The sequence below is a fragment of the Pseudomonas sp. B329 genome (assembly GCF_023127835.1).
In the GTDB taxonomy this organism is placed as follows: Bacteria; Pseudomonadota; Gammaproteobacteria; order Pseudomonadales; family Pseudomonadaceae; genus Aquipseudomonas; species Aquipseudomonas synxantha_A.
The window spans coordinates 45,504-59,861 of sequence record NZ_SPKP01000004.1 but is presented as its reverse complement, the minus strand read 5'-3'; the positions used below and the strand labels follow the sequence as shown (position 1 = coordinate 59,861).

Genomic DNA, 14,358 nt, shown 5'->3' with positions numbered 1-14,358 from the left:
CCCAAGAGGATTGCCGGTGGCCAAAAAAGCCGCATCCTTCGCCGCCCTTGGTGGCCTGGTATTTTCCACCGACGCAGGTCGACACTGCCCGGACTGTCGTCAGCCCGTGGATTCGTGTACCTGCAAACAGACCCTGATCCCCGAAGGTGATGGCATTGCCCGCGTACGACGCGAGAGCAAAGGCCGTGGCGGCAAAACGGTGACCACCATCACCGGCGTGCCCCTGGCCGAAGATGCCCTCAAGGAGCTGGCCACCACGCTGAAAAAGCGCTGCGGCACCGGTGGTGCGTTGAAAGACGGGGTCATCGAGATTCAGGGTGATCACGTCGAACTGCTGTTGGCCGAGTTGATCAAGCTCGGTTACAAGGCCAAGAAGTCCGGCGGCTGAAAGCCTCTTCCCAACCTGTGGCTAAACTCTGTCCTGCGAGTGGGGTCTGACCTTCTTGCAGGCAAATCGTCATTTTCATTCTTTAGACTGCGCCAGCCTCCGCTTGAGGTGGCGCCTTCGCCTTCATTTATAGGGGACTTCGATGTCCGTACGACGCACACGCAAAGACGATGGCAGCCAATGGACAGTTGCGGACAGCCGCAGTGTTTACGGGATCCGCCATTGGGGGGCCGGTTATTTCGCGATCAATGAAGCCGGTCGCGTAGAAGTCCGCCCCAACGGTCCGAACAGCACGCCGGTCGATTTGTACGAGCAGGTCGATCAACTGCGTAAAAGCGGCCTGTCGTTGCCGCTGCTGGTGCGTTTCCCCGACATTCTGCAAGACCGTGTACGCCAACTCACCGGCGCCTTCGATTCGAATATCGAACGCCTGGAATACCAGAGCAAGTACACCGCGTTGTACCCGATCAAGGTGAACCAGCAGGAAGCGGTGATCGAGAACATCATCGCCACCCAGAACGTTTCCATCGGCCTGGAAGCGGGCTCCAAGCCCGAGCTGCTGGCCGTGTTGGCCCTGGCGCCGAAGGGTGGCACGATCGTCTGCAACGGTTACAAGGACCGCGAGTTCATCCGCCTGGCGTTGATGGGTCAGAAGCTTGGTCACAACGTATTTATCGTGATCGAGAAAGAATCCGAGGTCGGGCTGGTGATCGAAGAGGCCGCCAGCCTCAAGGTCAAGCCTCAGGTGGGTCTGCGTGTGCGCCTGTCTTCCCTGGCATCGAGCAAGTGGGCGGACACTGGTGGCGAGAAATCCAAGTTCGGCTTGTCGGCGGCGCAGTTGCTGTCGGTGGTCGAGCGTTTCCGCGCGGCCGGCCTGGACCAGGGCATCCGCCTGCTGCACTTCCACATGGGTTCGCAGATCGCCAACCTGGCCGACTACCAGCACGGGTTCAAGGAAGCTATTCGTTACTACGGCGAACTGCGCAACCTCGGCCTGCCGGTGGACCACATCGACGTCGGCGGCGGCCTGGGCGTGGACTACGACGGTACCCACTCGCGTAACGCCAGCTCGATCAACTACGACATGGACGACTACGCCGGCGTGGTCGTGGGCATGCTCAAGGAATTCTGCGATGCGCAGAGCCTGCCGCACCCGAACATCTTCTCTGAAAGCGGTCGCTCCCTGACCGCCCACCACGCCATGCTGGTGGTGCAAGTCACTGACGTCGAGAAGCACAACGACGAAATCCCGACCATTGAAAACAAGGAAAGCCTGCCGGAAACCGTGCAATGGCTGGTGGACCTGCTCGGTCCGACCGACATCGAAATGGTCACCGAAACCTACTGGCGCGCCACCCACTACATGAGCGACGTGGCCACCCAGTACGCCGACGGCAAACTGACCCTGGCCGAAAAAGCCCTGGCCGAACAGTGCTACTTCGCCGTGTGCCGCCGCCTGCACAACTCGTTGAAAGCCCGCCAGCGTTCGCATCGCCAGGTGCTGGACGAGCTCAACGACAAGTTGGCCGACAAGTACATCTGCAACTTCTCGGTGTTCCAGAGCCTGCCGGACACCTGGGCCATCGGCCAGGTCCTGCCGATCCTGCCGCTGCACCGCCTCGACGAAGAGCCGCTGCGCCGTGCCGTGCTGCAAGACCTGACCTGCGACTCCGACGGCAAGATCAAGCAGTACGTCGACGAGCAGAGCATCGAGACCAGCCTGCCGGTTCACGGCTTGAACGAAGGTGAAGACTACCTGCTGGGTATCTTCCTGGTCGGCGCGTATCAGGAGATCCTGGGCGACATGCACAACCTGTTCGGTGACACCGACTCGGTGAACATCTACCAGCGTGAAGACGGTTCGGTGTACAGCGCCGGGATCGAGACCCACGACACCATCGAAGACATGCTGCGCTATGTGCACTTGTCGCCGGAGGAGTTGATGACGCATTACCGCGACAAGTGTGCGAGTGCGAAGATCTCCGCGTCGGAGCGTACCCAGTTCCTGGATGCGTTGCGCCTGGGCTTGACCCGTTCTTCGTACCTGTCCTCGTAATATATGTGGGAGGGGGCTTGCTCCCGATAGCGGTGGATCAGTCAATGAGTCTGTTGACTGACACTCAGCTATCGGGAGCAAGCCCCCTCCCACATTTGGATCTGCATTCCTTCAGTTTGCTCCCAGCCACAGCCCTTGCCGATTCAAGCGCCAGGCGATCGCCCACAGCGTCAAACTGCGCACCGCCATGAACAGCAGGAAGGTTATCCACAACCCGTGGTTACCCAACCCCTGCAACGCCCAGGCAATCGGCAGCACCAACAGCACCGTCAGCAACATCCCATTGCGCATCTCCCGCGCCCGCGTTGCGCCGATAAACAGTCCATCGAGCAAATAACTCCACACCGCTATCAACGGCAGTACCGCCAGGTAAGGCAGGTAGATGTCGGCGGTTTCGCGCACACTGGGAATATCCGTTTGCATAGCGATAAACAGATGGCCGCCGAAGGTGAACAACAGGGCGAAACCGATGCTGGCGATCAGCGACCAGCCGCAGGCAACCACCAGCGAGCGGCGCAACGCCTGGCGGTCATGGGCGCCAATGGCGTGCCCGCACAGGGCTTCGACGGCGTGAGCCAGGCCATCCAGCGCATGGGCCGTCAGCAACAGGCCATTGAGCAGCAAGGCATTGGCGGCGACCGTGGCATCCCCCAGCCGTGCGCCTTGCACCGTGATCATGAAGAACACCGACTGCAGGGCCAGGCTGCGGATAAAAATGTCGCGGTTGACCGCCAGCAACGGCCTCCAGCTTTGCCACAGTTTCAGTGCAGCCCAGGCGATATGGCCAGGGTAGGCGCGCAGGGCTTTTTGCGTAAGTGCCAGGCCGAGCAGCGCGCCGGTCCATTCAGCGATCACCGAGGCGCGGGCGGAGCCGACCACGCCCCAGTCCAGGCCGAGTACAAACCACAGGTTAAGCGCAATGTTGACCAGGTTGGTGGTCAGCAGAATCGCCAGCGGCGCCCGCGCATTCTGTGTGCCGAGGAACCAACCGACCAGCGCATAGCTGGCAAGGGCGGCGGGCAGGCCGAACAGGCGGGTGTGGAAGAATTCGCGGGTCAGTTGGTTCAGTTCAGGGGAGGGCTGCATCCATTCCAAAGCCAGATGGCTCAGGGGAATACCGACCGTGCCCAGTAACATCGCCAGCCCCAGCGCCAGCAGCAAGCCTTGCAACAGGATTTGCCGCAGCGCCGCGCCATCCTTGCGCCCGGCGGCCTGGGCGGCGAACCCGGTGGAGCCCATGCGTAGGAAACCCATGGCCCAGGCCAGGAAGGTATACAGGCTGGCACCGACGGCCACGGCGCCCAGTTGGTGGGCGTGTGGCAGGTGGCCGATGACCATGCTGTCGACCAGGGCTACCAGTGGCACGGAGATATTCGACAGGATCATCGGCGCGGCCAGGGCCCAGACGCGGCGATGGGTGGGGCGGTGGCGCCAGTCGGCAAGCAGGGCGGTCATGAAGGCTCCTTGGTGGAGCAGCATTGTACCCGCCCACCCATCACGCCGCAGATCCAATGTGGGAGGGAGCAAGCCCCCTCCCACATTTTGATCTGCATTGTTTGTGGGATTTGGTTTAGCCCGGAAGGCACCCAGAACCAAACTTCCCTCCGTCGGTCAATGTGACCGGCACCGCAGCAGCCAGCGCGGCGCTGATATATAGTTCACCCCTCGGTTCCCTCTGACTACGAGTGCCCCATGCTTAACAAAGGACTGTTCCTCGCTTGCGCGCTGGCCCTGCTGAGCGCCTGTGATTCTTCCGATAAGCCCGCTGCACCGACGGCGCCCGCCGCGGCAAGCGTAGCGCCCAAACCCGCCAAGGCGGCGGTCGACGTGGCGGCGTTGAAGCAGCGCTATGCCGGGCGCGAGTTAAGCGTGGTGGACGTGTCCGAGGTGCAGTTGGACGGGGCCAGCACCTTGTCGGTGAGTTTTTCCATTCCTCTGGACCCGGATCAGAAGTTCGCCGACAAGCTGCACTTGGTGGACAGCAAGTCCGGCAAGGTCGATGGCGCCTGGGAGCTTTCCGATAACTTGATGGAGTTGCGCCTGCGCCACCTGGAGCCGCAGCGCAAGTTGGTGCTGACGGTGGACGCCGGGGTAAAGGCGGTCAACGACAACACACTCGCCGCCGAATACACCGCCCGCCTGGAAACCCGTGACCTGCAAGCCACCGTGGGCTTTGCCAGCCGTGGCACGTTGCTGCCGACGCGCCTGGCCGAGGGCTTGCCGGTGATCGCGCTGAACGTCGACAAGATCGATGTTGAGTTCTTCCGCATCAAGCCCGAATCCCTGCCGTCGTTCCTGGCGCAGTGGGGGCGCAATACCAGTCTGCAAAGCTATGAGTCCCGTGAACTGCTGCCAATGGCCGAGCTGGTCTACGGTGGGCGTTTCGACCTGAACCCGGCACGCAACACTCGCGAAACCCTGCTGCTGCCGATTGCCGGCCTCAAGCAATTGCAGCAGCCGGGCGTGTACCTGGCGGTGATGCGTGCCTCGGGCACCTACAACTATTCGCAACCGGCCACGCTGTTTACCTTGAGTGACATCGGCCTGTCGGTGCACCGTTATGCCAATCGCCTGGATGTGTTTACCCAAGCGTTGGAAGGCGGCAAGGCACTGAACGGCGTCGAACTGGAAATCCTCGATGCCGAAGGCCGCGTACTCGGCCAGGGCAAGACTGAAGACGGTGGTCACGCCGAGCTGCCACTGCCGAAAAAAGCCCAGGTGTTGCTGGCCAAACAAGGCGAGCAGACCAGCCTGTTGCGCCTGGACAGCGCCGCGCTGGATTTGGCCGAGTTCGATATCGGCGGGCAGCCGTCCCACCCGCTGCAGTTCTTTGTGTTCGGCCCGCGTGACCTGTATCGCCCTGGCGAAACCGTGCTGCTCAATGCGCTGTTGCGCGACAAGGATGGCAACGCGGTCAAACCGCAGCCGGTGAGCGTCGAGGTGCGTCGTCCGGATGAACAGGTGAGCCGCAAGTTTGTGTGGGATGCTGATGCCTCCGGCCTGTATCAATACGCGCTGCAACTGGCCGGCGAAGCACCGACCGGGCGCTGGCAGTTGGTATTTGACCTGGGTGACGGCAAGCCGCAACTGTATGAATTCCTCGTCGAAGACTTCCTGCCCGAACGCCTGGCACTGGAACTCAAGGGCAGTGAAACCGCACTGAGCCCGGCGGAGAACCCGGTCATTCAGGTCAATGGGCGCTATCTGTACGGCGCACCGGCATCCGGCAATCGGGTCAGCGGCCAGGTCTATGTGCGCCCGCTGCGTGAGGCGGTCAAATCCTTGCCGGGGTACCAGTTCGGTTCCGTCACTGAAGAAGAGCTGAGCCAGGATTTCGAACTGGACGAAAGCGTACTCGACGCCAATGGCGAGCAAGCGCTGACCCTGGAAAGCAAATGGGCCGAGGCCAAATCTCCGTTGCAACTGATCGTGCAAGCCAGCCTGCAAGAGTCCGGCGGGCGGCCCATCACCCGACGCCTGGTGCAGCCGATCTGGCCGGCCGAGCAATTGCCGGGCCTGCGCGGGTTGTTTGACGGCAAGGAAACCAATGGCGATGGCCCGGTGGAATTCGAAGTGCTGGTGGCCAACCAGGACGGTCAGAAACTAGCTGCGCAAAACCTCAAGGTGCGCCTGGTGCGTGAGCGCCGTGACTACTACTGGAACTACTCGGAGAACGATGGCTGGAGCTATCACTTCAACGAGAAATTCCTCAACCTCGATGAGCAGACCCTGAACATCAAGGCCGGCGACACCGCCAAGGTCAGCTTCCAGGTGGAGTGGGGCCCGTACCGTGTCGAGGTGGAAGACCCGCAGACCGGACTGGTCAGCAGCGTGCGCTTCTGGGCCGGCTACCAGGCCCAGGACAACACCGAAGGCGGCGCCGTGCGCCCCGACCAGGTCAAGCTGGCGTTGGATAAACCGGCCTATGGCGATGGCGACACCGCCAATGTCACCGTCACGCCACCGGCTGCCGGTAAAGGCTACCTCTTGGTGGAATCCGCCGAAGGCCCGCTGTGGTGGCAGGAGATCGACGTACCGGCCGAAGGCAAAAGCTTTGCGGTGAAGCTCGACCCGAAATGGTCGCGCCATGATCTGTATGTGAGCGCCCTGGTGATTCGCCCCGGCGAGCGCAAAGCCAATATCACCCCCAAACGTGCCGTGGGCCTGTTGCACCTGCCGCTGGATCGTACCCAGCGCAAACTCGGCCTGACCCTCACTGCACCGGAAAAAATGCGCCCCAAACAACCTCTGACGGTGAAGATCGCCGCCAAAAACGCCGATGGCAGCGTGCCCCAACAGGTGCATGTGCTGCTGGCGGCGGTGGATGTGGGCATCCTCAATATCACCGAATACCCCACGCCTGATCCGTATTCCAGCCTGTTCGGCCGCAAAGCCTATGGCGTCGACCAGTTCGACATCTACGGCCAGTTGATCGAAGCCGGCCAGGGGCGCCTCGCCAGCCTGGCATTTGGCGGTGACGTGGCGTTGGCCAAAGGCGGCAAGCGCCCGGACACCAGCGTGACCATCGTTGCCCTGCAAAGCGCGCCGGTGACCCTGAACGACAAAGGCGAGGGCGAAGTCAGCGTCAATATCCCCGACTTCAACGGCGAACTGCGCCTGATGGCCCAGGCCTGGAGCGATGATCGCTATGGCATGGCCGAGGGCAAGACGGTCATCGCCGCACCGCTGATTGCCGAACTCTCGGCGCCGCGCTTCCTGGCCGGAGGCGACCAGACCACCTTGGCCCTGGACCTCTCCAACCTGTCGGGCAAGGCGCAGAAACTCGATGTGCAATTGACCGCGCAAGGGCAGTTGGAACTGGTCAACGGCGGCGCGCAATCGGTTGAGCTCAAGCAAGGCCAGCGCACCACCCTGCGTATTCCGGTAAAAGCCTGGGGCGGTCTCGGCCAGGGCAAGGTCAAGGTCACCGTCAATGGCCTGGACCTGCCGGGGGAAAACCTGCCGCCGTTCAGCCGCGAATGGACCCTGGGCGTGCGCCCGGCGTACCCGGCCTTGCTCAAGCATTACCGCGCTGTGCTCAAGGATCAGCCGTGGAGCCTGCCGGCGGGCACGCTCGATCAGTTCGATGCCTCGGGGCGTGAGGCGCTGTTGAGCCTGTCGAGCCGGCCGCCGTTGAACCTTGGCGCGCAGATCAGTGCGCTCAAGGCTTACCCCTATGGCTGCCTGGAACAAACCGCCAGCGGCTTGTACCCGTCGCTCTATGCCGATGATGCGCTGCTCAAGCGCCTGAGCATCAAGGGCGAACCGGATGCCGAACGCAAACGCAAGATCGAGTTGGGCATCGAACGCCTGCTGGGGATGCAGCGCTACAACGGCAGCTTTGGCTTGTGGGGCGCTGACGGCGAGGAAGAATATTGGCTGACCGCCTATGTCACCGACTTCCTGCTGCGCGCCCGCGACCAGGGGTTTGCCGTACCGCCTGAAGCCTTGAAGAAGGCCAGCGAGCGGTTGCTGCGGTATGTGCAGGAACGCAACCTGATTGAAGTCGACTACAGCGACAACGCCGAGCACACGCGTTTTGCCGTACAGGCCTACGCCGGCATGGTGCTGGCGCGCAGTCAGCAGGCGCCGTTGGGTGCCTTGCGCAGCCTGTTCGAACGCCGCAGTGATGCGCGCTCCGGCTTGCCATTGGTGCAGTTGGCCATCGCCTTGCAAAAAATGGGCGACCAGCCGCGTGCCGATCAAGCCTTGCTCGCCGGTTTGGCGGCGCAGCGCAGTGCCAAGGAATGGCTGGCCGACTACGGCAGCCCATTGCGCGATCAGGCGATGATCCTGGCGCTGCTGGAGGAAAACGACTTGGCCAAGGGCAAACGTGAAGAGCGCCTGTTTACCTTGTCGGACCAGTTGGCGGCCAGCCCGTATCTGTCGACTCAGGAGCGCAACTCGCTGTTCCTGGCCGGGCGGCTCGGCTTCGCCAAGCCCGAGGCTGACTGGCAGGTGTCGCTGACCGGCAGTGGCGGGGCGCGGGAGCTGAACAACCAGCAGTCCACGCTGCAACTGGATGAAAAGCTGCTATCCAGCGACCTGAGCCTGAGCAATCAGGGCCAGACCCCCGTTTACCAGCAGCTGACTATTTCAGGTTACCCACAACTGCCACCGGCAGCGGGCGGCGAGAACCTGAGCATTCGCCGCGAATACCTGGGCATGAACGGCCAGCCGTTGAACCTGCGCAGCCTCGACAGCGGCGACCTGGTGCTGGTGCACCTGGCCGTCAGTGCCAAGCAGCGCGTGCCGGATGCCCTGGTGGTAGACCTGCTGCCCGCCGGCCTGGAACTGGAAAACCAGAACCTGGCACAAAGCGCGGCGAGCCTGGAGAACGCCAGCAGCCAGGTGAAGGAGTGGCGCGAGTCGATGCAGAACGCATCGCTCAAGCATCAGGAGTTCAGGGATGATCGCTATGTGGCGGCGATGAACCTGGACGGCTACGGCACCACGCACTTGCTGTACCTGGCACGTGCGGTGACGCCTGGCACCTATCGCGTGCCGCCGCCGCAAGTGGAGTCGATGTATCGGCCGAACTGGCAGGCGGTGGGCGAGACGCCGGGGGATATGGTGATCAAGGGCCGCTGATCGCTGAAGTTGAAGTGGGGGGCTTTTGTGGGAGGGGGCTTGCTCCCGATAGCGGTGAATCAGTCACAACATCATTGGCTGACACTCAGCTATCGGGAGCAAGCCCCCTCCTACAAGGGATTGGGGCTGTCAGATAAATCAGTGCACAACCCAACTCAGCAACCACAGGCCCAGCAGCAGCCAGATGATGCCCACGATGATCGAGGCCCGCATAAAGGCGCGTACCGCCGAGTACAAGAAGAGCAACCCGACGATCAGGGTGATGATGCTGATGATCGAGGTGTCCATGCCCAAGGTGCGCGACAAGCCATCGATAAAGTTGCCGCCAGCGTGGGTCAAGGCCCCGAACAACCCGCTCAGGCCATCGACGATAAAGCGGATGACGGAGCCGAGCGCCTGGCCCAACCATTCGAAAAAGCTTTCTACCTGCATGTGCGTGTCCTGATAAGAAGGTGGGCGTAACTGAGCCTTTGGTCGTTATTGCGACAGGCTAGTTCCCTACAAGCATAGAGGTTTAGCCGCTTGAATTTGCGTTTTGTTGCCCGCTGGACCCTGGCGAGCCTGCTGTTGGTAATCGCCGTGCTATGGCTGGCCGATCGTATCTGGCCATTGCCCCTGCCCCAGGACGACCTGGCCCGTGTGGTGCTGGCCGAAGATGGCACGCCGCTGTGGCGATTTGCCGATGCCAACGGCGTATGGCGCTACCCGGTGCAGACGCGCGAGGTGTCGCCGTATTATCTCGACGCGCTGCTCACTTACGAAGACCGCTGGTTTTACCAACACCCCGGGGTAAACCCGCTGGCGCTGGTACGCGCGACCTGGCAAAACCTGACCGGTGCACGGGTGGTGTCCGGCGGCAGTACCTTGTCGATGCAGGTGGCGCGTTTGCTCGACCCGCATTCACGCACCCTGCATGGCAAGTTGCGTCAACTGTGGCGTACCGCGCAGTTGGAGTGGCACCTGTCCAAGGACGAAATCCTCAACCTTTACCTCAATCGTGCGCCCTTCGGCGGCACGCTGCAGGGCGTGGCAGCGGCGAGTTGGGCGTATCTGGGCAAGTCGCCCTCACAACTGACCCACGCCGAAGCCGCCTTGCTCGCGGTATTGCCCCAGGCGCCCAGTCGCTTGCGCCCGGACCGTCATCCGCAACGTGCCCAAGAGGCCCGCGACAAAGTGCTGCGCCGCCTCGCTGAATTCCAGGTGTGGCCGCAGCCTGCGGTTGATGAAGCCCTGGAAGAACCGCTGCTGCTCGCCCCGCGCCTGGAACCGAGCCTGGCGCCGTTGCTGGCGCGGCGTCTGAACCGCCCCGACAGCCCGCCGCTGATTCGCACCACCCTGGACGCCACCCTGCAACGCCGCCTCGAAGACCTCCTGTTGGGTTGGCGTGCACGCCTGCCGGAACACACCTCGGCAGCGATTCTGGTGGTGGAAGAGGAAAGCATGGCAGTGCGCGCCTACCTGGGCTCGGTGGATATCAACGACACCAAGCGTTTTGGCCACGTGGACATGATCAGTGCGCTGCGCTCGCCCGGTTCGACCCTGAAGCCTTTCCTGTATGGCATGGCGTTGGACGACGGCCTGATTCACTCCGAGTCCCTGTTGCAGGACGTGCCCCGGCGTTACGGCGATTATCGGCCGGGCAACTTTTCCATGGGCTTTACCGGGGCGGTGCCGGCGAGCACGGCGCTGTCCAGCTCGTTGAACCTGCCGGCGGTGCAACTGTTGGAAGCCTACGGGCCCAAGCGCTTTGCCGCACAGATGCGCATCGGCGGCATGCCGTTGGCGCTGCCGGCGCTGGCCGAGCCGAACCTGGCGCTGATCCTCGGCGGCGCGGGCAGTCGCCTTGAGGACCTGCTGAGCGGCTACAGCGCCTTGGCCCGTGATGGCAAAAGCGCGACGTTGCGACTACAGCCGGAGGACGCGCTCAGGGAGCGGCCTTTGCTGTCGCCGGGGGCTGCGTGGATTGTGCGGCGCATCCTCAGCGGCCAGGCACGGCCCGACCGCGACCCGCGTGCCGAGCTGGTGCAACGCCCGGTGCTGGCGTGGAAAACCGGCACCAGCTATGGCTTTCGCGATGCCTGGGCGATTGGCGTGGGCCCGCGTTATTTGATCGGCGTCTGGATTGGCAGGCCCGATGGCACACCCGTGCCGGGCCAGTTCGGCCTGGCGTCGGCGGCGCCGTTGATGCTGCAGGTGCATGACGTGCTGACCAACCGCGACAGCCAACGCGGCATCAGTGCCCCGGTCAAACCGGTGCCGGCGAATATCGGCGTGGCGGCAATCTGTTGGCCGCTGGGCCAGCCCATGGCCCGCAGTGACCCCAATTGCCGGCGCCAGCGGTTTGCCTGGACCCTGGACAACACTACGCCGCCTACCTTGCAGGCATTGGATCAACCCTTGAGCGTGGGGCTGATGGAGAGCATCTGGGTCAATGCCAAGGGCTTGCGGGTTGATGCCCATTGCCCTGGCGCGGTGCCGAGGCATATTGCCCTGTGGCCCGCGCCGCTGGAGCCCTGGTTGCCAAGGGTTGAGCGCCGTGAAGCGCGCATTCCTGCGCCTGACCCGGATTGCCCGCCACCGGCGCTGGCTGCGGCTTCGCCATTGTCCATTGTGGGCGTGCGCGAGGGCGACCAGTTGCGCCTGCCCGCGGCCAGCCAACAAGCCTTGCGCCTGAAAATCTCCGCGTTGGGCGGCAGCGGTCGGCGCTGGTGGTTCCTTAATGGCGCGCCGTTGGGTGATAGCGCCAATCAGGACAGTATCAATGCCAGTTTTGAGCGGCTGGGGCGCTATCAGCTCAGCGTGTTGGATGAGGCCGGGCAAACTGCGAGGCTTGAGTTTAGCGTGGTTGATTAGGGCCTCATCGGGGGCAAGCCCCCTCCCACATTTTGAAATGTGTTCACAAATCAGAGTGTGGGAGGGGGCTTGCTCCCGATAGCGCCCTTGAGAACACCACCGCTATTCACTTGCCTTCAATCCCCATCCCCCTGAAGCTATACCCATTCAGGAGCCCCCCAATGAACCTCGAACACCTCACCGAACGCCTGCACCGCATCCGCGATGCCAACGACTGGAAGCAGTTCCACAGCCCGAAAAACCTGGCCATGGCCGCCAGTGTGGAAATGGCCGAACTGGTGGAAATCTTCCAATGGCTTACTGAAGACCAATCCCGCCAGCTTCCCGCCGATAAACTCGCCCATGCGGGCCAGGAAGTCGGTGATATCGTGCTGTACTTGCTGTTGCTGTGCAGTGAGCTGGGCCTGGACATGAATGAAGTGGTGCGTGCCAAGTTGGCCGACAGCGAGCGGCGGTTTGCCCATGAGTGATCGTCATTTCGACCAGTTGGCCACGCGTTTTGCCGAGAAAATCTATGGCGGCGCCAAGGGCGCGATTCGCCTGGCGGTGCTTCAGGCTGACTTGCTTGAAGCGTTGCCTGATCGTCCGTTGCGCGTGCTGGATATCGGCGCGGGCCTGGGGCATATGTCGCTGTGGCTGGCCGAGCGCGGCCACCAGGTGACCTTGGCTGAACCCGCTGAGCCGATGCTCGACGGTGCGCGCCAACGTTTTGCCGACGCCGGCCAAAGTGCGACGTTTATTCATGCGCCATGGCAAGACTTGCTCGGCCAACTCACCGAGCCTTACGATCTGGTGCTGTGCCACGCGGTGTTGGAATGGTTGGCCGAACCCCATGCCATCCTGCCGGTGCTGCATCAGTTGACGCTGCCCGGCGGCTGGTTGTCCCTGGCTTTCTACAACCGCGATGCGTTGATTTACCGCAACCTGCTCAAAGGCCACTTTCGCAAAATGCGCAAGAACGACATGGCCGGTGAAAAGCAGAGCCTCACGCCGCAGCAACCGCTCGACCCTCGGGAATTGGCGGCGCAACTCGAAGGGTTGTGGCAGGTCGAAAGCCAGAGTGGGGTGCGGGTGTTTCACGACTACATGCCGATGGAATTCCAGGCCCGCGCCGATTTGCAGGACTTGTTGGAGATGGAGCTCGCTCATCGTCGTCACCCAAGCTTTGCCGGGCTTGGGCGTTATTTGCACTGGATCTGCCGTCCGGTTTAAGCGGCCCAGTCTGCGGAGGTCGAAATGCGTCGTCTCGGTTTAATCCTGTTATCCCTGGGGCTGGGGGCGTGCTCCAGCCCCAACCCTTACGTCGCCGCTTCAGCGCCGATGCCACCGGCTCCGGCGCAGGCGGCCACGACCTTTGATGCCAGCGCCTATCCGGCACCAGTACGCGACTATGGCGCCTATCGCAGTTGGGGCTGGCTCAACGGCCAACTGCCGGCGGGTACGGCCTGGGCCGATTCGGCGCAGATTGCCGAGGCGGTCAGCGGCGCCCTCGACCAGCGCGGCCTGCGCCCCTTGCATGACAACCGTGTGCCCGACCTGCTGGTGAGTGCCGATGTGCGCCTGGAGAAGCGCCTGCGCCAGGTCCAGGACGATTACGGGTATGGCTACAGTGGCTACAACCGCTATGGCAACGGTTATGGCATGTACAACACAGTGCCTGTGGTACGCACCTATGAAGTGACGGTGGCGGTGGCGCGCATCAGCCTGTTCGACGCCCGCACCCGCCAACCGGTGTGGAGCACCAGCGCAGAAACCACCAGCCAGGGCAGCCTGAGTGAGCGCGCCGACAGCTTGCGCAAGGCGATGCAGAAGGCAATGGCTGCCTATCCGCCCAGTTAGCAGCTATTCTCATTTCAGGTTCATGTCGTTTTCTGGAGAACATCATGTTGGGTCGCATCGCTGCACTTGCTGTTGTTGTGTTGCTGGGCGGTTGCCAGAGCAACCAGGTCAACCACGATTTCGACGCCAGCCGCGACTTTGGCGCCTACCGCAATTGGGCCTGGAAAGACCCGGCATTGCAGTACCGCCCCGATGACCCGCGGATCAAGAGCGACCTCACCGAGCAGCGCATCCGCCAGGCCGTGGGCGAGCAACTCGATCAACGCGGCCTGCGCCCCGCAGCGGCAGGTACCAAGGCCGACCTGAATGTACAGGCGTACCTGATCGTCGAAGACCGCCAGCAACAAGTCACCACCAACTACGGCGGCGCCTGGGGCGGCCCATGGAATGGCTACTGGGGCGCGCCGATGTACAACGAAACGCGCAACATCACCTACAAAGTGGCGACCATCCAGATCGACCTGCTCGACGGCAAGGACGGCAAACTGGTGTGGCGCGGCAGCGACGAGCAAATGATGGCCAGCACGCCTAATCCGGAAGATCGCAGCAAGGCCATCCGCAGTACGGTGACCAAAATCCTTTCCAACTACCCACCGCACTAATCAACACCGCCCCTCCCACAAATTTTCCA

The 14,358-nt window shown here is 62.6% G+C and carries 10 protein-coding genes; 8 read left to right on the top strand and 2 right to left on the bottom strand.

Going from position 1 to position 14,358, the window contains the following annotated elements:
* Positions 1-16: 16 nt before the first annotated feature.
* Together E4P00_RS02500 and speA are read left to right on the top strand one after the other, a co-directional pair.
* On the top strand, positions 17-388 hold the full coding sequence (locus tag E4P00_RS02500; RefSeq protein ID WP_005784408.1) for a translation initiation factor Sui1: 372 nt from the start codon (positions 17-19) through the stop codon (positions 386-388).
* A 142-nt stretch (positions 389-530) separates the two neighbouring features.
* Positions 531-2,444 (top strand): arginine decarboxylase, encoded by a 1,914-nt coding sequence (speA, locus tag E4P00_RS02495; RefSeq protein ID WP_005784410.1) that lies wholly within the window; start codon positions 531-533, stop codon positions 2,442-2,444.
* A 111-nt stretch (positions 2,445-2,555) separates the two neighbouring features.
* On the opposite strand, the gene E4P00_RS02490 is transcribed toward speA, so the two are convergent.
* Positions 2,556-3,899: an MATE family efflux transporter gene (locus tag E4P00_RS02490; protein WP_216090682.1), complete on the bottom strand. Its 1,344-nt coding sequence runs from the start codon at positions 3,897-3,899 to the stop codon at positions 2,556-2,558.
* A 237-nt stretch (positions 3,900-4,136) separates the two neighbouring features.
* On the opposite strand from E4P00_RS02490, the gene E4P00_RS02485 reads away from it, so the two are divergent.
* Positions 4,137-9,035, top strand: coding sequence for an alpha-2-macroglobulin (locus E4P00_RS02485; RefSeq protein WP_248130604.1), 4,899 nt, complete (start codon positions 4,137-4,139; stop codon positions 9,033-9,035).
* A 138-nt stretch (positions 9,036-9,173) separates the two neighbouring features.
* Here the strand turns inward: E4P00_RS02485 and E4P00_RS02480 are convergent, their stop codons facing one another.
* Positions 9,174-9,467: a hypothetical protein gene (locus E4P00_RS02480; RefSeq protein ID WP_005784417.1), complete on the bottom strand. Its 294-nt coding sequence runs from the start codon at positions 9,465-9,467 to the stop codon at positions 9,174-9,176.
* A 90-nt stretch (positions 9,468-9,557) separates the two neighbouring features.
* Here E4P00_RS02480 and pbpC point away from each other — a divergent pair, with 90 nt between their 5' ends.
* The 5 genes from pbpC to E4P00_RS02455 all read left to right on the top strand — a co-directional run bounded on the left by pbpC (position 9,558) and on the right by E4P00_RS02455 (position 14,329).
* On the top strand, positions 9,558-11,888 hold the full coding sequence (gene pbpC / locus E4P00_RS02475; RefSeq protein WP_248130603.1) for a peptidoglycan glycosyltransferase PbpC: 2,331 nt from the start codon (positions 9,558-9,560) through the stop codon (positions 11,886-11,888).
* A gap of 161 nt (positions 11,889-12,049) precedes the next feature.
* Positions 12,050-12,358: a MazG-like family protein gene (locus E4P00_RS02470; protein ID WP_078820190.1), complete on the top strand. Its 309-nt coding sequence runs from the start codon at positions 12,050-12,052 to the stop codon at positions 12,356-12,358.
* Positions 12,351-13,100, top strand: a complete 750-nt coding sequence (locus E4P00_RS02465; RefSeq protein WP_078820191.1) for a methyltransferase domain-containing protein — start codon at positions 12,351-12,353, stop codon at positions 13,098-13,100. Before E4P00_RS02470 ends, E4P00_RS02465 begins: the two co-directional genes overlap by 8 nt.
* A gap of 24 nt (positions 13,101-13,124) precedes the next feature.
* Entirely contained in the window at positions 13,125-13,727 is a 603-nt protein-coding gene (locus E4P00_RS02460; protein WP_032878100.1) for a DUF4136 domain-containing protein, read from the top strand.
* A gap of 44 nt (positions 13,728-13,771) precedes the next feature.
* Positions 13,772-14,329 carry a DUF4136 domain-containing protein gene (locus E4P00_RS02455; RefSeq protein ID WP_032878099.1) on the top strand — a complete coding sequence of 186 codons (558 nt, stop codon included), beginning with the start codon at positions 13,772-13,774 and terminating at the stop codon, positions 14,327-14,329.
* The last annotated feature ends 29 nt before the right edge of the window (positions 14,330-14,358 follow it).

What these genes read in the sequence shown, in the direction of transcription:
- speA (WP_005784410.1), top strand. Translation starts at nt 531, where the DNA reads ATGTCCGTACGACGCACACGCAAAGACGATGGCAGCCAATGGACAGTT.
- E4P00_RS02490 (WP_216090682.1), bottom strand. Translation starts at nt 3,899, where the DNA reads ATGACCGCCCTGCTTGCCGACTGGCGCCACCGCCCCACCCATCGCCGC.
- E4P00_RS02485 (WP_248130604.1), top strand. Translation starts at nt 4,137, where the DNA reads ATGCTTAACAAAGGACTGTTCCTCGCTTGCGCGCTGGCCCTGCTGAGC.
- E4P00_RS02480 (WP_005784417.1), bottom strand. Translation starts at nt 9,467, where the DNA reads ATGCAGGTAGAAAGCTTTTTCGAATGGTTGGGCCAGGCGCTCGGCTCC.
- E4P00_RS02470 (WP_078820190.1), top strand. Translation starts at nt 12,050, where the DNA reads ATGAACCTCGAACACCTCACCGAACGCCTGCACCGCATCCGCGATGCC.
- E4P00_RS02465 (WP_078820191.1), top strand. Translation starts at nt 12,351, where the DNA reads ATGAGTGATCGTCATTTCGACCAGTTGGCCACGCGTTTTGCCGAGAAA.
- E4P00_RS02460 (WP_032878100.1), top strand. Translation starts at nt 13,125, where the DNA reads ATGCGTCGTCTCGGTTTAATCCTGTTATCCCTGGGGCTGGGGGCGTGC.
- E4P00_RS02455 (WP_032878099.1), top strand. Translation starts at nt 13,772, where the DNA reads ATGTTGGGTCGCATCGCTGCACTTGCTGTTGTTGTGTTGCTGGGCGGT.